Source organism: Bacillus sp. FSL K6-1012, assembly GCF_037964915.1.
GTDB classification, from domain to species: Bacteria; Bacillota; Bacilli; order Bacillales; family Bacillaceae; genus Bacillus; species Bacillus halotolerans.
The window spans coordinates 230,001-248,080 of sequence record NZ_CP150175.1; the positions used below are offsets into that span (position 1 = coordinate 230,001).

The 18,080-nt window shown below is 44.5% G+C and carries 17 protein-coding genes and 5 tRNA genes (1 of these 22 only partly in view); 9 read left to right on the forward strand and 13 right to left on the reverse strand.

From position 1 onward, the window contains the following. Positions 1–477: the final stretch of a SulP family inorganic anion transporter gene (locus NSS75_RS01345; RefSeq protein ID WP_101860246.1), read on the forward strand. Its footprint begins 957 nt before the window's first position; 477 of the gene's 1,434 nt are visible here — the last part of the coding sequence; its start codon lies beyond the left edge, outside the window; it ends in the stop codon at positions 475–477. Positions 478–622: 145 nt separating this feature from the next. After that, the gene (locus tag NSS75_RS01350) at positions 623–1,543 is read left to right on the forward strand and encodes a bile acid:sodium symporter family protein (protein WP_081638220.1); all 921 of its coding nucleotides are present in this window, start codon (positions 623–625) and stop codon (positions 1,541–1,543) included. 9 nt (positions 1,544–1,552) lie between these two features. Here NSS75_RS01350 and NSS75_RS01355 read toward each other — a convergent pair whose 3' ends face one another. From NSS75_RS01355 to NSS75_RS01415, 13 genes are all read right to left on the reverse strand, one after another. After that, positions 1,553–2,305, reverse strand: coding sequence for an alpha/beta hydrolase-fold protein (locus tag NSS75_RS01355; RefSeq protein ID WP_095714748.1), 753 nt, complete (start codon positions 2,303–2,305; stop codon positions 1,553–1,555). Continuing rightward, on the reverse strand, positions 2,302–3,312 hold the full coding sequence (gene feuC / locus NSS75_RS01360) for an iron ABC transporter permease FeuC (protein ID WP_216394862.1): 1,011 nt from the start codon (positions 3,310–3,312) through the stop codon (positions 2,302–2,304). The genes NSS75_RS01355 and feuC overlap by 4 nt, the downstream gene beginning before the upstream one ends. Continuing rightward, positions 3,305–4,309 (reverse strand): iron ABC transporter permease, encoded by a 1,005-nt coding sequence (locus NSS75_RS01365; RefSeq protein WP_024120017.1) that lies wholly within the window; start codon positions 4,307–4,309, stop codon positions 3,305–3,307. The genes feuC and NSS75_RS01365 overlap by 8 nt, the downstream gene beginning before the upstream one ends. An 18-nt stretch (positions 4,310–4,327) precedes the next feature. Next, the gene (gene feuA / locus NSS75_RS01370; RefSeq protein ID WP_103672608.1) at positions 4,328–5,281 is read right to left on the reverse strand and encodes an iron ABC transporter substrate-binding protein FeuA; all 954 of its coding nucleotides are present in this window, start codon (positions 5,279–5,281) and stop codon (positions 4,328–4,330) included. Positions 5,282–5,371: 90 nt separating this feature from the next. Next, positions 5,372–6,952 (reverse strand): AraC family transcriptional regulator, encoded by a 1,581-nt coding sequence (locus tag NSS75_RS01375; protein WP_339235491.1) that lies wholly within the window; start codon positions 6,950–6,952, stop codon positions 5,372–5,374. 203 nt (positions 6,953–7,155) lie between these two features. After that, complete coding sequence (locus NSS75_RS01380; protein ID WP_198097819.1) at positions 7,156–8,400, reverse strand: exo-beta-N-acetylmuramidase NamZ domain-containing protein; 1,245 nt, start codon at positions 8,398–8,400, stop codon at positions 7,156–7,158. 13 nt (positions 8,401–8,413) lie between these two features. Then, a complete protein-coding gene (locus tag NSS75_RS01385) occupies positions 8,414–10,342 on the reverse strand; it encodes a glycoside hydrolase family 3 N-terminal domain-containing protein (RefSeq protein ID WP_339235496.1) in 1,929 nt (642 codons plus the stop codon). Between the two features lie 22 nt (positions 10,343–10,364). Beyond that, on the reverse strand, positions 10,365–11,702 hold the full coding sequence (gene pbp4b / locus NSS75_RS01390) for a penicillin binding protein PBP4B (RefSeq protein ID WP_339235500.1): 1,338 nt from the start codon (positions 11,700–11,702) through the stop codon (positions 10,365–10,367). 54 nt (positions 11,703–11,756) lie between these two features. Further along, positions 11,757–13,124 carry a PTS transporter subunit EIIC gene (locus tag NSS75_RS01395; RefSeq protein ID WP_339235503.1) on the reverse strand — a complete coding sequence of 456 codons (1,368 nt, stop codon included), beginning with the start codon at positions 13,122–13,124 and terminating at the stop codon, positions 11,757–11,759. Between the two features lie 25 nt (positions 13,125–13,149). After that, positions 13,150–14,001 (reverse strand): MurR/RpiR family transcriptional regulator, encoded by an 852-nt coding sequence (locus NSS75_RS01400; RefSeq protein ID WP_213418239.1) that lies wholly within the window; start codon positions 13,999–14,001, stop codon positions 13,150–13,152. A 15-nt stretch (positions 14,002–14,016) separates the two neighbouring features. Continuing rightward, positions 14,017–14,931 (reverse strand): N-acetylmuramic acid 6-phosphate etherase, encoded by a 915-nt coding sequence (gene murQ / locus NSS75_RS01405; RefSeq protein ID WP_103672603.1) that lies wholly within the window; start codon positions 14,929–14,931, stop codon positions 14,017–14,019. 110 nt (positions 14,932–15,041) lie between these two features. Next, complete coding sequence (locus NSS75_RS01410) at positions 15,042–15,524, reverse strand: GNAT family N-acetyltransferase (RefSeq protein ID WP_339235509.1); 483 nt, start codon at positions 15,522–15,524, stop codon at positions 15,042–15,044. An 11-nt stretch (positions 15,525–15,535) separates the two neighbouring features. Next, complete coding sequence (locus tag NSS75_RS01415; protein WP_024120027.1) at positions 15,536–15,991, reverse strand: DUF523 domain-containing protein; 456 nt, start codon at positions 15,989–15,991, stop codon at positions 15,536–15,538. A gap of 181 nt (positions 15,992–16,172) precedes the next feature. On the opposite strand from NSS75_RS01415, the gene NSS75_RS01420 reads away from it, so the two are divergent. From NSS75_RS01420 to rsiW, 7 genes are all read left to right on the forward strand, one after another. After that, a tRNA-Glu gene (locus NSS75_RS01420) sits at positions 16,173–16,247 on the forward strand. A gap of 3 nt (positions 16,248–16,250) precedes the next feature. Then, positions 16,251–16,326 (forward strand) — tRNA-Val (locus NSS75_RS01425). Between the two features lie 4 nt (positions 16,327–16,330). Continuing rightward, positions 16,331–16,403 (forward strand) — tRNA-Thr (locus tag NSS75_RS01430). A gap of 19 nt (positions 16,404–16,422) precedes the next feature. Beyond that, positions 16,423–16,507 (forward strand) — tRNA-Tyr (locus NSS75_RS01435). A 4-nt stretch (positions 16,508–16,511) separates the two neighbouring features. After that, positions 16,512–16,583: transfer RNA gene (locus NSS75_RS01440), tRNA-Gln, on the forward strand. A gap of 230 nt (positions 16,584–16,813) precedes the next feature. Next, positions 16,814–17,377 carry an RNA polymerase sigma factor SigW gene (gene sigW / locus NSS75_RS01445; RefSeq protein ID WP_010332813.1) on the forward strand — a complete coding sequence of 188 codons (564 nt, stop codon included), beginning with the start codon at positions 16,814–16,816 and terminating at the stop codon, positions 17,375–17,377. 13 nt (positions 17,378–17,390) lie between these two features. After that, the gene (gene rsiW / locus NSS75_RS01450; protein WP_059292084.1) at positions 17,391–18,017 is read left to right on the forward strand and encodes an anti-sigma-W factor RsiW; all 627 of its coding nucleotides are present in this window, start codon (positions 17,391–17,393) and stop codon (positions 18,015–18,017) included. Positions 18,018–18,080 lie beyond the last annotated feature (63 nt).

Here is an 18,080-nt window from a genome sequence, read left to right on the forward strand (position 1 = left end):
GCGTTAGTGGCTGTTATGGTTATGGTATCTGTCGGCACATTTGATTGGTCTTCTTTAAAAGGCTTGAAAAAAGCGCCGATTACAGATTCAATTGTAATGGTTGTGACAGTGATTACGGTTGTCGTGACGGATGACTTATCGAAAGGCGTATTCGTCGGTGTTCTGTTAAGTGCCGTATTCTTCGTAGCCAAAATCTCGAAGCTGAAGATCGTTTCTCATGCAGAAGATCAAAAGCTGAGAACGTATCAAGTGAAGGGACAGATCTTTTTTGCGTCAGTAACTGATCTTACGAATGCGTTTATCTATCAAGAGGATATCGAGCGAGTTGTCATTGACTTGACCGATGCTCACATATGGGATGATTCAGGAGCGGCTGCGCTTGATAAAATTGTTGCGAAGTTTAAAGAGCAAGGAATTGAAGCTGAATTAAAGGGGCTGAATAATGCAAGTAAAGCCCTTATGAAACAGATGGCATAAAAGTATGAAAGTCCAGATTGATGAGATCTGGGCTTTTTTATATAACATATGGTTGAACTGCATTGATATAATAGAGAGAAAGAAATTTTTAATAGGGGACTTGTATATGATGCTTCAGAAGCTGAACCGTGTATTGGGGAAAGTCATGCCGCTTTTGACACCGACTAGTGTTGTGCTTGGCGTGCTGCTGTCTCAGTTTTTAAATGGATATGAAAGCGCAGTGCCTTGGATATTTGCTTTTATTACGTTTGCGGGCAGCTTGAGCGCGAACTTTCAGTCTTTAAGACACGCCTTGGCGCATCCTCTTCCTATGATTCTTGCATTATTTGTTCTTCATATTTTTATGCCGCTTTTCGCCTGGGGCAGCGGACATCTCATATTTCAAGGTGATCCATTAACGATCACGGGTTTGACATTAGCTGTTGTCATCCCTACAGGAATTACGAGCTTGATTTGGGCTGCAATGTACAAAGGAAATGTTGGTTTGACGCTTTCTATCATATTGATTGATACCGTGCTGTCGCCGTTAATCGTTCCGCTGAGTCTTTCTGTGCTGGCCGGTGCCCAGGTTCACATGGATATCTGGGGAATGATGAAGGGTCTGATTGTGATGGTAGTGATTCCTTCATTCCTGGGCATGCTGTTTAATCAGATGTCATCTCCAGAAAGAACCGCGGCGTTGAGCAGTACGCTGTCTCCCTTTTCAAAGCTGTGCCTGATGGCCGTGATTGCGATTAACAGCTCTGCGATAGCTCCTTATTTCAAAGCGATTGATTTAAGATTTTTAGGGATTGCTGTCACTGTTTTTTGTATCGCGTTAACCGGGTATGCTGCGGCGTGGTTTATCGGAAAAATGATGAAAAGGCGGCAGGAGGAAATTGTCTCTCTTATTTTTACGGGAGGCATGAGGAATATCAGTGCCGGCGCTGTTCTTGCCGTCACTTTCTTTCCGTCTCAGGTGGCTGTTCCGGTTGTGATTGGCATGCTGTTTCAGCAAATCCTGGCTGCCTTGTTCGGCTATATGCTGAACCGTTTCGAATTAAAACCGGTCTTGCAGAAGGCATGAAAAAACCGCTCATATGTTGGAGCGGTTTTTTCCGTATAGCCATTCCAGCGCATTGATAAATTGTTTGCAGAAATGCTTGCGGTGATGCACCGCCCCTTTTTCAATGACGAGGCACAGCTGATCTTGAGTGAACCCTTTTTCTATTAGGCTCTCGTGCACGTATTTTGTTTTTTGGAGCATCGTCTGCTGAATCGATTGTTTTCCGGCGCCTTCTTCACTGCCGACAGACATAAAAATACGCGTTGAACCCGCTCTTACAGAGGAAGTATAGATAGTTTCTGCTGCGTTCTCGTACCAGTATGAACTTGAGAGAGATCCTATTTTTCCAAATAATGATGAATGTCTCAGAAAGGCGAACATTGAGATGAGACCGCCTAATGAGGCGCCGATCATACCTCTGGATTGAGCCCTTCTGGAGACATTCCAATTTTCTTCCACAAACGGAATGAGCCGGTTTGTTATTTCAGAAAGATAGTCAGCCCCCTTACCGCCGAAGTCTGGAAACTGATCACTGAGTGATGCGGCGGGCCAAGGAGTGTACTCGTCGAGCCGATTTTTAGCCTCTATGCCGATCAGAACGAGCTCAGGCACCCTGTTTTGATGAAACCTGTTTTCTATCAATTCTAGTTGATCTTGAAACAAAGAACCGCCATCCTGTACGTAAACAGAAGGAAATGCCCTGCTGTCCGTACTGTAGGAAGGAGGAAGATACAGCTTAAACATCCTGTCGCCCGCCTTATGCTCTGATAAAGATCCGTTCAAACATTCTCCCCCTTTTTTTGCTTGAAAAGCAGGTATAAGAAATACGGAACACCGAGTATCGCCAAAATAATGCCGGCTGGCACTTCTGCGGGCTGGAAAAACAGTTTTCCAGCAAAGTCTGCGCTCAATACAAGCAGCATGCCGATCAAACCGCTCAAAGGCAAAATATAGCGGTGTTCGACACCGGCCATTCTCCGGGAAATATGGGGCGCGATTAAGCCGACAAATGCCATGCTTCCCGCCACAGAGACACAGGCGCTAATGATGGCGACACAGGCGACGAGCAGAATGGTTTTTTCTTTATTTGATGAAATGCCAAGGCTTCTGACTGTGTCTTCGTCAAAGCGGATGGTATCGAGCAAACGAGACTTGGCCAGAAGAATCGGAATAAACAGCAGCATCCACGGAAGAACAGCTGTAATATATGTCCAGTTTGCCGACCAGATGCTGCCGTTTTTCCATACCATGGCCATTTCATAATCTTGCGGGTCCATTTTTAATGATAAAAACAAAGACAAGGCGCTGAAGCCTGAATTAATCGCGATTCCTACCAGAATAATTCTGCCTGAATCTAAATTGCCTCTGTTCCAAGCGAATATGTAAATCATGACTGCAGCAGCCAGTCCGCCGATCAGACCGAAAAACGGCATTCCCATAGCCGCGACGATTGAAGTTACTTCTTTCTGGCCTTGGAACAACAGCATAAACGCCACAATACCTGCCCCTGCTCCCGCATTGATTCCCAATATTCCCGGGTCTGCAAGACCGTTTCGTGTGATGGCCTGAATGACAGCTCCTGCTATGCCAAGTCCGAGTCCGATAATGGCTGCCATGACAATCCGCGGCAGTCTTAAGTCAAACAGCAAAACTTCATACTGCGGATTGGGATTGATCTGAAAAAGAGTGGAGAGCAGCTCTGTCGGACGAACAGAAAATGATCCGCTGGTCATGCTGAAATAGCTGACGAGGAGTATCAATACGATTAACACTGCATATTTTTTAGCCATTTTGCTCTCCTCCTTTTCGTTTGATCAAATAAAGGAAGAAAGGAACGCCGATAATAGAAGTCACAACCTCAATCGGTGTTTCAAATGGATAATTGATAAATCTGCTGGCGAGATCGCACAGCGTTAAAAAGACGCCGCCCAAGATGCAGGAACAAGGAATCAGTCTGTTATAATCTGAGCCGACGAGAAATCTCGTGATATGCGGAACGACTAAACCGACAAACGCAATTTTTCCGGCAAGCGCTACAGCACTTCCGGTTAAAATGATGACAGAGATCATTGCCATGATTTTGATCGTTTTTTTCTTTTGGCCCAAACTCTTAGAAATATCGTCGCCTAGTGATACAGCGGTCACCTTTTTGCTGAGAGAGACAGCTATGACGATACCAGCCAGGAAAAATGGAACGGCAAGCTTTAGAAAGTCGGGGCTCATTTGATGAAGTCTGGCGCTGTACCAGAAACTCAGATCCTGTGAAATTTGAAAATAGATCGATATGGCAGCCGCTAAACTATTAAGCAGCATGCTTGTGACTGTGCCAATGATGGCTAGCTGTACGGGCGTAAACCCGTTAGGCAGCATTGTTGCCAGGCCGAATACCAATGCAGCTCCAAATGCGGAGCCGATAAAAGAGTAAATGATCATTTCAAGCGAAGATGATTGCGGAAGCAGAACCATACAAAGCGTAATGATAAACGCGGAACCATCTGAAACACCCATAATTGAGGGCGATGCCAAATAATTGCGTGTGATGCCTTGCATGAGCGCTCCAGATACAGCAAGGGCTGCCCCAATGAGCAGAGCGCCGGCAGCCCTTGGAATCCGGGAATGCCATATGATTTGATGGTCTGTGTTTCCCGGATCAAAATGAAAAAGTGATGCAAAGACAATATCAGCATTAAGCTGCTTTGCGCCATAGAGGACGGAAAGCAGCAATGATAATGCAATAGCAAATGGAGAAGTAATCAAAATGATACGTGTCCACTGTTTTGAATACATACAAAAACCTACTCTAATTTAGTCTTGTGTTAATTTTTCAGATGCCGCTTTCAGGAAGCGGACTTTGCTCCAAGCCGTACCGCCTTGTGCAAGAGGATCAACTGAATTGACGTACACATGATCTTCTTTGACTGCTGTGAGGCTTTTCCAGATTGGATTTTTCTCTAAATCTTTTAATGCATCAGGTTTATCCGCATTTTCATCATCAGAAAATTGGACGAAAATGTGGTCAGGGTTCATTTCACTGAGTTTTTCTAATGAAATCAGCTCTTGCGCTTTTGCGGCTTTGACTTCATTCGGCGCTTTAAGGCCTAAGTCGCCATAAAGAGTTGAGTTGAAGTACACTTGTTCAGGATAAATGTAAATATTTCCTTGTCTGATTCTGATGACAAGCGCTTTTGAATTTTTTGCTTGTTTATCGATTTTCGTTTTTGTTTCTTTTAGATCCTGTTCATAGTCGGCAATGATTTTTTTGGCTTTTTTCTCTTTTCCGGTCAGCTGGGCAAGCAGCATCATGTTTTCCTTCCAGTTTGATGAGATGTGGGAAACCGGAATGGTCGTGCCGGCCGTGCTTATTTTTTGCAGGGTTTTTTCAGGGAACTTTGTAGATGCCAAGATCACATCTGGCTGCATCTCAAGAATTTTTTCAATGTTTGGTTCCATTTTTTCCCCTGTAGGTGTTGCTTTATCTGTGATGTCCTTGAACATTTCAGGGAATTTTCCGGAGAATGAGATTGCACCCTGCGGATGAACGTCCAGCAGTTTTGCGTCTTCCATGGATTCAACGCTTCCCGTAATGGCAATCTTATCTGTCGGTACGTTTACTTCGTACGTTTTATCCAAATACTCGATTTTCTTTTTCTCGGACTTTGTGCCGCTCGCTTTGCTCGCAGAGGATTCTTCCTTGCTGCCGCAAGCTGCCGCCGTGAGTGCGAGAAGCAAGATTAATAAGGTAAGAGATAGCTTTTTCATCTATAGTGCCTCCTGTTCAATTGATAACTATTATCAATTGGAATTATAGAGAATGAACAGACATAACACCATGGACAAATTCCATATTTATCATGGACTATCACCGGATAGCATAGAAATGGTTTGCTGAACAATCCGCTCGTGCCCGCAAGCCGAGTACTCATTCCATGGGTCTGAAGAGAGGTGATACACACGTCCGTTCCGCACTGCGCTTAGGTTTTGCCATATTTCCGACTGTTTTAATTGCTGATAATAAGCAATGGTTTCCGGCTCTTTAAAAAGAAAGAGCATGATACAGTCAGCTTGGCAATTTGTGATGTCTTCTAATGAAATCGCTTGTTCTGAAGGCGTGTCAGCCGGTTTGAATCCTAAATCTTCAAAGAAAACTTCGCGGATACTGCGATTATGCGCCACATAAAAGCGCTGCTTATGCAGACGAAGAAAGAGATAACGAAACTCTTGGGCGTGCAGCAATGTCTTTTGAGCGGCAGCCGTCTGCTTATCATAGGCTGCGAGCCACTTTTCAGCTTCCGATTCTTCCTTTAAAAACGAGGCGGTGTGCAGAAAGTGTGCTCTCCAGTTTTCTTCTGCAGGAAGGTAACATACTTCTGCAATGCTGTTCAGGCGCTTTTGTTCTTCTGAAGAAACAGAATCCATGCTGAAAATGATATCGGGTTCAGCTTGGGACAACGTCTGCAGGTTTTCCTCCCATTTTTCATTAAACCGGTATGCGCTGAGCTGTACTGGAATATCTGCTGAATAATGCTGATAATAGTAAGCCGTCCATTTTGGATGGAGTGCGGCTGCAAACGGTATGTGATGCAGAGGAATGAGCTGTCCCATTGTTCCCTTTCCATAGGCGGCTAGTTTTTGCCTGCGTTTTTTCATATAGCTTGTAGGTGAAGAACCTGTGTGCTTTTTAAAGATTCTGCTGAAATAAAATTCATCTTGATAGCCGGTTTGATGGGCGATTTCTTTCAGTTTACAGTTGGATCTTGCCATAAGCCGCTTTGCTCGGGTAATCCGAGTTTTTGTAATGAATTCTGTTACGCTCTGGCCTGTCCATTTTTTAAAGGTTTCGCTGTAATGCTTGGCGCTGATTCCTGCCATTTTTGAGAGCTGGGCAAGTGTAATTTTTGTATCGGCATGAGTTTCAATGTAATGTTTTGTTTTTTCAATCGCAGATTGTGTATCGTTTTGATCGGATACATTAGCTGTGAATAGATCATAAATCAGGCTTTGAACCTCTATCACACATTTTAATTGAGAAAGCTGAGCTGATTCTGTCCATATTTCTGCAAGTTCTTGAAGCCGGGCTGAAAGGTTTTCGATATGTGAAACATTCACAAGGTTTAGACTGGATAAATCAGTTTCAGTGCATGGTTTTAAGAGATCTTGCCGGGTTTCCGCTGTATAGCAGTGAAGCCTAATCAGACACACATCTATATTTCTCTCTTCTGCAGGTGTAATGCCGAATGTCTCATGAGGCGGACAAACATACAGTGTCTTTTTTTGGAGAGGAGCGGTTCTTGTTCCGATAGAAATATGTCCATCTCCTTTTAAATGAAAGATCAGTACGAATGAGTCGGCCAATTGCTGTTCTGAGAAGAGATCACTCGTTTTCTTCATATATTCAATTTGTACCGGATGATAAATCATTGAGTTTTGCAAGGAGAAGACCACCTTTTCAGAAACGCTTTCTTAATTGATAATCATTTTCAATAAGATTGTACCAAATAAATGAAAGTTTTCCTATATAAAGCGTGTTGTTTTTGGATTTAAAAAACCCTTGCCGCAATGTGCGGGCAAGGGAAAATGACCATGCTTTTGTTGGGTAAGAAAATGTTACACGTGTAACATACCATTCTTAAGTCTTAATATAGGAGATATTGTTTTCTGGTTTTATTGAATTGCTTCAGCTGTTTTTGATAGGTGTCAATGATTTCATCAATTGAAGCACCGTTCTTTATTTTCGTTCTAATCCAGCCGTTGCCTGCTAATTTATCAAATGAGCCAGACGCTAGGAACTGAAAATCATCAGGATAGAGGTCATGTATCATTTTAATAAGCGACAGTCCTGTTTTAACCGCTTCAAATTTTTCTCTGTCCGTAATATAGAGCTGCACGCCGTGGCAAAGTGTTCCTTGATGTTTAGAGAACATTGGAGTGAAGGAGGAAGCTCTGAACGTAACGCCAGGCAGATCAAGACTGTTCATTTTTTCTGCAAGCTCTGTGCTTTTGATAAAGGGAGCCCCGATCAACTCGAATGGCTTAGTCGTTCCCCGTCCTTCAGCTACATTCGTTCCTTCAATTAACCCTGTTGCAGGGTACACAAATGTGCTCTCTGCGGTTGGCATGTTAGGTGAAGGGAGGACGAATGGCAGTCTGGTTTCGTCAAAATCCATAGAGCGTTTCCAGTGCTTCATTTTTACGACTGACACATCGGCATTAATATTAAATTCCTTGTTGAATAGTAAAGCCAATTCTCCAATGGTCATCCCGTGCTTTAACGGAATGGGATAGAGTCCGACAAAGGATGCGTACTCGGGCTCCAGCACTGGTCCTTCAACCTTTTTTCCGCCTTGGGGATTCGGACGGTCCAGCACGATAAAAGGAATTCCGTTTTCTTTAGCGGCTTCCATTGCATAAGCCATTGTATAAATGTACGTATAGTAACGAGTCCCGACGTCTTGGATGTCAAATAGAAGAACATCGACATTTTTCAGCATATCAGGAGTGGGTTTTTTCGTTTTTCCGTAAAGGCTGTATACGGGAACCCCGGTTTTTTCGTCAATGTAAGAGCCTACTTCGTCTCCTGCCTGAGCGTCGCCGCGAACGCCGTGCTCGGGCCCGAATAAAGCTGTCAGCTGTATATCGGGGTCTTCGTAAAGAATATCTACGCTGCTTTTAAGGGATACACTCACACCTGTTGGATTGGTAATCAGTCCAACTCTTTTTCCCATTAGCTGCTTTTTGTGTCGTGACAAGAGGATATCAATGCCGGTCTGGACTTTAGGTTTTTTTGCTGTTTGTTTTTCTGAATTAGGCGAAGCTGAGGCAGCCGTCATTGTCCCGAACATCATAAGCCCTGCGAGAAGAACCAATACCGTTTTCTTCATATGCTCCTCCTTATTAAAGCGGTTTTCCCGTTTTGATGTTTACTCCATAGCCAAATGGATAAAGGATGTCTCCCGGTTTTGTGACGGATGGAATGTCGACTGGCAGCGTGCCCCTTGGCTTTGATTGTCCGAAGATCGCTTTAACGCCGGCCGGAATATTCGGCTGAAGATAACGCCCGTTTGCATATCCTTTAAAACCATAGACGGCAATCAAAGCACTTGCTTCTTCGAAATTGGCGGCATCATATGGATTGCGCAGACTCATTAAGACAAATTGCTTTTTGTGCTGCAGTGCGGCATTCATGACAGCTCTCGGAAAAGCGGTGGCCCATTTGCTTGAATCTGTTACCGTGTCGTCGATGACACCGTCGTTGACGACAGGGTCATTTTTTACAACGTAAGAGCCTGTAATAATATAATCAGCTTCTTTTACTTGTTTTTCATGCTCAGCATTAAATACCTTTTCTGCAAAGTTGATTTTGTTAAGAGAAACAGATTTGATTTTTTTTCGCTGCATTAAATCGTGAATGGTTTTTTCAATGGATGCTGTTTGTTCCTCGTAAGGTGCGGCAATTAAAACTCGGCTGCCTTTTTTGGGTTTGAACGGCAAGGTATGCTGATCATTTTTTAATACTGTCACTGCCTTTTCAGCGATTTTTTGCTCTGTCTTCGTATGGTGCTTGCTTCCCACTGTTTTGAGCGCTTTCTTCACCTTTTTATCTATGCTGCTGTCATGCTGAGCGGGGTAAATACCGCGCTTTATTTTCAGGGAAATGATTCTTTCCACAGATTTGTTGATTTGCTGTAAGGGAATGTCTCCATTTTTAACAGCTTCTTTTAAGGAGTCAATCACGCTTGCCAATTTTTGTTCATCTTTCAAAGATGTAACTGAGACAGGCATTAACGCGATATCAACACCGGCCTTTATGGCCATGACGACCGCCTCTTCCTGACCGAAATGATCTGCTATGGCTTTCATATTGAGAGCATCAGTGACGATTACACCGCCAAATCCCATTTCCTCCCGAAGCAGCCCGGTCATTACTTTCTTTGAAAGTGTAGCGGGAACCATAATATTTGATCCATCAAGCTTGCTTTTATATGTGGTGTCGTCAAAGGCTGGGAATTGAACATGAGCTGTCATCACCATATCTGCTCCGGCATCAATCGCTTTTTGAAAAGGATAGAGTTCAACCTCACGAAGCCGTTCCTGGTTATGAGAAACGAGCGGCAGCCCATAATGGCTGTCAACGTCAGTGTCTCCATGTCCCGGGAAATGTTTAAGAGCAGAGGCGATATGTTGCCGTTGCAAACCTTTCATGGAATATAAACCGAGTCGTGCTGTCAGTTCACGATCAGAACTGAATGATCTCACACCGATCACGGGATTATCAGGGTTATTATTAATGTCCAAGACTGGGCTGAAATCTGTATTGATGCCTAAGACAGAAAGCTCTTTTCCAATCATGCTGCCGGTCTGATATGCATTGATTCTGCTTCTTGTTGCGCCAAGCGCCATATTGCCTGGGAAATTAGTGCCCTCCCCTAATCTCGTCACGATCCCGCCTTCTTGATCAATGCTGAGTAAGAGCGGAATCTTAGAGCTGGCCTTTTGATATGCGTCTGTCAGCCGTACCGTTTGTTCAGTTGTTTTTACATTTTCTGCAAATAGTATGACGCCGCCGAATTGATATTTCTTGATGAGGCCAGCGACTTCCTCATTCATTTTTGTGAAGGCTTGCGGAGAAGACTCACCTTCCTTTTTCCAGTTTCTGAAATCCGGCATCAGCATCTGGCCAAGTTTTTCATCTAACGTCATACGATCAACTATCTGTTTGGCATCATCGGAGCTGCGGGGTTTTGCTTCAGCTGTCTGACTGACGCCGAGAAAACATGAAAGAAAAAGGACGGTGGAAAGGATAAGCGAAATGACAGGTTTCATAACAACTTCCTCCTATCGTCGATTATTTCATTGCTTCATAAATCGCGGTAATGACGCTTCCGTAACTGCCTGTTGAAAATTGGTCACCCTCAAACACGTTCGGATTTTCCGCTGGATCAGCGACAGGTGAATGCTTTTTATTTGTTAACAAAGCGATGCCTAAATTGTATGCCGGATCAATGATGGTAACCGTTCCTGTCCAGCCAGTATGTCCGTACGCATTTTCGCTTGCATAAGGGCCAAACATCCATTCCATGCTTTTACTGCCGTTTCGCCGCCATCCAAGGCCGAATGTCGGATCTGTTGCTGATGGCGCCGTAAATAGGTCAGCTGTTTTCTGATCGAATAATGAAACGTTTCGGTACGTTCCTTTGTTTAACATGACTTGAAGCAGAATCGCCATATCATCAGCGTTTGAAAACAGTCCGGCGTGGCCTGAAACGCCTTCCATCGAATAGAATGCTTTTTCGTCATGTACTTCTCCTTGCAGCGTGTCTGTGCGGATATGAGGGAAATGGATAACACCGTCTCGTGTATTGCCCATACGTTCAGTGGCTGCGAACTGTTTTGCTTTAAAGCCCTTTTGCAGCGGATTGTACAACGTATGTTTCAGCTTCAGCGGTTTGTAGAGCTCTTGTTCCGTATAGACATCAAGCGGTTTGCCGGTGAGTTTTTCGACAATACAGCCGAGAAGCATGTATCCAATGTCACTGTATACGTGTTTTGTTCCTGTTTCATAATCCAGCGGGATTTTCATCAAGTATTCAATGGTTTTCTCCCGCTCTTGCGAATAATACATTCCGGCTTTTTCCGGGCTGTAAAAGTAGAAGCTGGATGGAAGCCCTGATTGGTGCTGCAGGACATCAATGACACGAATGTTATCTTTCCCTTTGATGCGATCTGTAGGCTGATCCTTGAAATCAGGCAAATAAGCAGATACCTTTTCATAAACGTCGAGTTTGCCTTGGCTGACTAAGCGCTGTAAAGCAAAATTGGCTGCATACATTTTTGTATTTGATGCCAAGTCAAACATCGTGCGGGTTTTCATTTTTGCCGGACGGCGCAACAGTTCAGCCCCGTCATATTTTTTACTGTAGCCGTATGCTTCTTTTTTGATCATACGGCCGTCCTTCACGACGATCAGAACGGCGCCGGGGAATCCTGCTGCAATGTCCCGTTCAATCATCTGATCAACCTTCCTTAGTTTCTTCGACGAAAACTGTGCAGTTTCTGGATTTATTGTTTTCGGCTCAACCTGGTTGTCTGCTTGATGAAGGGCGGTTTGTGCGAAGGCTTCGTTCGGCGTCAGAATGGACACGGTTAAAATAGCGCTGAGTAATGCTAATGTCTTCGTTCTCACAAGCTTGCTCCTTTCCGTGTTTCTATGCCGTTACTATTCCTAAAACGTCATCATTTAATCGAACTGGGCAGCCATTTCATCTTTATATCCGAAAGCGTAGGTCAATAAAAAGCCGAACGTATACGAAATAAAGAGACCAATGATATATAAGATGATTTGTGAAGGTAGCACCAGAAAAGAGAGCGGCAATCCGGAGACACCGATCGCAACTGTGGCTACCTGAAAATAAGCTTGAAAAGCTCCGCCGATCCCCGCCCCTAAGCATGCTGTCAAAAACGGACGGCCAAGCGGCAGCGTTACACCGAATATAAGCGGTTCACCGATGCCGAGCAGTCCTGAAGGAAGACCCCCTGTGATCGCTTTTCTCAGCGTTTTTTTCTTTGTTTTAACGAAGATGGCGAAGGCTGCACCCACTTGTCCCGCGCCTCCCATAGCAAGGATAGGGAGAAGCGGGTCATCACCAATCGAATTGATGAGTTCCATGTGCACCGGCGTCAGGCCTTGATGTAGCCCGGTGACAACGAGAGGGAGGAAGGTCGCGCCCAGAATAAAGCCTGCAGCGATTCCGCCGATGTCTAAGATGGACAGAAGACCGGATGTGATGACATCTGAAATGAACCCGCCTAAAGGCATGAAAACGACATACGTCAATATTCCAGTGATCAAAAGTGAAACTGTTGGCGTTACGATGATATCGAGTGATTGAGGAATAAAGCGGCGGACGAATTGTTCTGTGTAAGCAATGAATATAGCTGCGAATAGAACACCGATGAGGCCTCCCCTGCCGGGAAGAAGCTGTTCTCCGAATAAGCTGATCTTTGCGATTTCCGGGTTAATGATCAGAATCCCTGCCAGAGCGCCGAGAGCGGGCGTCCCGCCAAATTCTTTTGACGCGTTAATGCCGACGAGAATGCCGAGATAAGTGAACAGGCCTGATCCGATGACTGTGAGGACAATAGCCGTTTGTGATTCTGCAGAGAGCCAGCCGGCTTGGATTATCGCTTTGGTAATCCCGGTAATTAAGCCTGAAGCGACGAGTGCGGGAATGAGAGGTATGAAGATGCTGGCTATTTTACGTAAAAAAAGCTTAAACGGGGTGGCGTTCTTACGATTGATATCGGATTTCTTTTTGGCTGCGGCCTCTTTTAGATTAAAATCTTCTTCTGATGATACCAGCTTCGAAAAAGCGGCGGTGACATGATTAACGACACCAGTGCCGAGGATAATCTGCAGGGTTTCAGCTTCGACGACTCCAAGGACGCCATCAAGTTCTCTTAACGCCTTACTATCCGTTTTGCTGACATCGTAAGGCGTAATGCGCAAGCGGGTCATGCAATGCGTATAGGAAGAAATATTGGATTTCCCCCCGCATAGCTCAAGGATTTTTTCCGCCAGAGTATTGTAGTGTTTTTCTTTGCTCATACAAACCCCTCCCTTTCAAGATGCCTTATGTCTTTCTCATAGATTTGATTGCTTCTCTCGTTTTATCAATGTAGCCGACCGTTTCTTCATACTGCTCGGCCGCCATGCTTAAAAACAAAACATCAATCATAAAAAGCTGGGCGAGACGGGAGGAAGTGGCTGCGCTTCGAATCAGGGCCTCGTTGGAATGGGCTGTATATAATGAAACGTCGGATAATGCAGAGACGGAGGTTTGGCTGAATTGTGTGAGGCTGATGATTGTGACGCCTTTTTCCTTTGCCATCGAAAGCAGCTCGATGATTTCCTGTGTCTCACCTGAAAATGAAATGGCAAATACAATGTCTTTCTTATCTGCATTTGCGATTAAAGATGCCACAAGATGAGTGTCCGTGAAAGCAGTCGCCTGTTTATGAATTCGAAGCCATTTTTGCTGTGCATCCTTGGCGACAATTCCCGAGGCGCCCAGGCCGATGAAATGTACAGTGTTCGCTTGAAGCAGCAGAGAAACAGCGCGCTCAAGCTCTTGATAATCAATGAGATCTGAGGTGTCTTGAATTGCTTGAATAGCATTGCCGGCTGCTTTTTCAGAGATGGAAGGCAGCGATTCATGAGGAGCGATGTCCCGGTAGCCTTGAACAGCAGGTTTTGCCAGATCGCCCGCTACCCTCATTTTTAAATCCTGAAATCCTTTTAGTCCCAGTGACTTGCAGAGCCTGATGACGGCAGCGTCACTTGAATTAGCTAAGGCGCTGATTTCGCTGACTGTGCTTTCTATCGCTTTGTGGGGATGGGCTAATATGTAGTCCGCAAGCTTACGCTCTGATTGTGGCAGCTTGTGTTTCATTGATTGAATGATAGCTAAACCGCCTGTCGCCATTACTGTCTCTCCTTATCATGAATGGTAGTTTTCAATTGCTTTGTCTATAAAACCGTTCGCTTCATCAAGCAATGTCTTCGCTTTGTTTTGATCTGTGCTGGTTTTGAGCATAACAATTGCTGTTTTGACATGAAGATTCGCCTGTTCAAGTGTGTATTGCGCTTTCTCATAAGAAACGTCTGTAAGGCTTTGAACGATGCTGATGGCGCGTTCTTTTAGTTTTTTGTTGCTGACATTGACATCCACCATCAAGTTTTCGTAGACCTTGCCGATTTTGACCATTACAGCGGTGGATATCATGTTTAGAATCATTTTATGAGCGGTTGCGGCTTTCATACGTGTCGAGCCTGTAATGACTTCTGGCCCGACGACGACTTCAATGCTGTGATCAGCGTGTTTGCTGATGGCAGATTGACTGTTACAGGTAAGGGAGACGGTGTTTGCTCCGATTTTGCGGGCGTATTTCAGCGCACCTGCTGCATAAGGCGTACGGCCGCTTGCTGCAATCGCGATCACTGTATCGGCTGAGGTGAGATGGATGGATCGTAAATCCTCGGCCCCTGCTTCTTCATGATCTTCAATCCCCTCAGCCGCCTGCAAAAATGCGTTGGGACCGCCGGCCATTAATCCGATTACCTGATCAGGACTGACGCTGTAGGTCGGAGGACATTCAACTGCGTCCATCACACCGAGTCGGCCGCTAGTGCCTGCACCTGCGTAAATGAGCCGTCCGCCATTTTGAAAGGATTCATACGCGCATTCGACGGCTGCTTCGATATCGGGAAGGACACGCTGAACGGCGGCAGCGACTTTGATATCTTCATTGTTAATCATTTTTAAGATATCGAGGGTATTAGCTTTGTGTATTTCCGATGTTTGGCTATTGCGTGATTCCGTTGTAAGATTGTGAAGATTCAATTGTTCTGACATGAGGATGCCCCCTGTGTAAAAATAAATATATCTCAATATTCAGTATATTCATTTCTGTTATGATATTTCAACTATCATTTTTAATTTTTGAAACTTTATTTCAAAAGAGGCTATAAGAAATAATGAAGTATCAGCTGTTCGCCAAGCGGCCCGATTTTTCGGCGTCCTTTATCAAGAAATCCGGTTTTCATATATAGCTGCTTTGCACGGGTGTTCAGGTGATTGACGGCTAAAATGATTTCATCGCACCATGGGAAATATCCGTTAACAAAAGAGGGGAGCTGAAGCATGGCTTTTTTCGCATAGCCTTGTCCGTGGTGGGCAGAGTTTAATGATAAGGAACTGAGCAATAAAGCAAATGGATTGTTGGAATAGGGAGCAATGGTTTCTTTTGACGTATGTAGAATGAAAAAGCCTATTGGCAGATCACCTTTTAAGATAACAACCGGATAGCGCTCCTGAATGCTTAGGGCCTGGCTCAGCACCTCTTTAGGGAGAGCGGTAAAGCGTTTGTCATCATTGTGTAAAGTAAATGCGTAAAGCTCCGGCAAATGCTCAGGCTTATAGAAGGATAAAGAGATATCTTGCGTCATGATGAGCCTCCTTATAATATGTCGTCTAACTGGTTTTCAGAAATTACACGGTACCCCGCTTGTTTTAATAGCGCGGCGGTTACTCCGTTTCCAGCGATTTTTTTGCCTGAAAATGAGCCATTATAGATGAAATTGCTTCCGCATGATGGGCTGTTTTCTTTCAATATGACGGCAGAGGCGTTGATTTCTTTTGCATAGGCCAATGTTTGGGCCGCGCCCTTCATATATAAATCTGTTACATCTTCTCCTGAAGACGTTATGATTTTCGCGGCTCCACTAAGAACATCCTCACCAGTGCCTCCGATGATTTCTGCTGGTTCTCGGGGAGTGGAGAAGCCGCCGAGAAGTTCAGGGCAAGCCATCACTGCTTGTTTTTCTTCAATCAGTTTTCGGATTTTCTCTGATGCGGCATGCGAACCGTTGTATCTGCATTCAATGCCGCCGAGGCAAGAGCTGACTAGTATCATATTGGTTTCTCCTCTCTTAATTCGATCTATATCTATCTTAAAATAAATGATAAATGGTAGGAGGCTTTTTCAGTTAAAAAAGGGGTTAAAAAGTTTGAAAATAAAAAATTTAAATTTCCTCTTTACAAAAGGGGGGGAACCTGTATATAATAACTTTTGTCAGCTCGACGAGAACAGAAACGGCCCGTTGGTCAAGCGGTTAAGACACCGCCCTTTCACGGCGGTAACACGGGTTCGAATCCCGTACGGGTCACCATTTGGAGGATTAGCTCAGCTGGGAGAGCATCTGCCTTACAAGCAGAGGGTCGGCGGTTCGAGCCCGTCATCCTCCACCATCTTGCCGGTGTAGCTCAATTGGTAGAGCAACTGACTTGTAATCAGTAGGTTGGGGGTTCAAGTCCTCTTGCCGGCACTGTTTTTCTTGAAAATATGGAGGGGTAGCGAAGTGGCTAAACGCGGCGGACTGTAAATCCGCTCCCTCAGGGTTCGGCAGTTCGAATCTGCCCCCCTCCACCATCATTGGGCTATAGCCAAGCGGTAAGGCAACGGACTTTGACTCCGTCATGCGTTGGTTCGAATCCAGCTAGCCCAGTCACAGACACCTTTGATCAAAAGGTGTCTTTTTTCTTTTTGAAAAAATCATTCCAACTTCTAACTGTTCAGTCTGTATAATAATTTTAAAAATATGTTAAGGTAGTTTATTCACAAATTGCCATCTACACCCTGCCAAAAATTTGTTAAACTTATTTTATAAAAAAATTGAAACCTTTAGAAACGAAGCTCGTATACATACAGACCGGTGAAGGCAGAGGTTAGATAAATATGGAAATGATGATTAAAAAGAGAATTAAGCAAGTCAAAAAAGGCGATCAAAATGCATTTGCGGACATCGTAGATATTTACAAGGATAAAATTTATCAGCTTTGCTACCGTATGCTTGGCAATGTGCATGAGGCGGAAGATATCGCACAAGAGGCTTTCATCAGAGCGTACGTCAATATCGACAGTTTTGATATCAACCGGAAATTTTCAACTTGGCTTTATCGAATTGCGACCAACTTGACCATTGACCGCATTCGCAAAAAGAAGCCGGATTATTACCTCGATGCAGAAGTGGCGGGTACAGAAGGCTTGACGATGTATTCCCAAATCGCCGCAGATGGAGTTTTGCCTGAAGATGCAGTCGTATCGCTGGAGCTTTCACACACGATTCAGCAGAAAATATTAAAGCTTCCTGACAAATACAGAACTGTCATTGTATTAAAGTATATTGATGAACTCTCATTAATTGAAATCGGCGAGATTCTGAACATTCCTGTGGGGACTGTAAAAACGCGGATTCACAGAGGCAGAGAGGCTCTTAGAAAACAATTAAGGGATCTTTAAGTGGGGTGATGAAATGAGCTGTCCTGAACAAATTGTGCAGCTTATGCATATGCATCTTGATGGAGATATCCTTCCGAAAGATGAACAAGTATTAAAAGAACATCTGGAGGCATGCGAGGAATGCAGAAAGCATTTTTATGAGATGGAAAAATCCATTGCGCTCGTCCGGAGCACATCGCATGTCGAAGCCCCCGCCGATTTTACCGCTAACGTCATGGCAAAATTGCCTAAGGAGAAGAAAAGAGCTTCTGTGAAAAGATGGTTCAGATCCCATCCGGTTATCGCGGCTGCTGCGGTATTCATCATTTTGATGGGCGGAGGATTGTTAAACAGCTGGCACAATGACCACAACTTCAGCGTGTCGAAGCAGCCGAATCTGGTCGTGCAGAACAACACTGTGATCGTGCCTGAAGGTGAGACGGTCAAAGGTGATGTCACCGTCAAAAACGGCAAGCTGATTATTAAAGGGAAAATAGACGGGGATGTAACCGTTGTAAACGGAGAAAAGTATATGGCCTCTGCTGGACAAGTCACCGGTCAAATTGAGGAGATTAATCAATTATTCGACTGGACATGGTATAAAATGAAGTCTGCGGGGAAAAGTGTATTCAATGCATTAGATCCGAACGGAGAAGAGTAAAGCGTGTGGTGCGCTTTACTCTTTTTTTAGGTTCTCAAACGGCTGGCATATTTCACTTGCCAA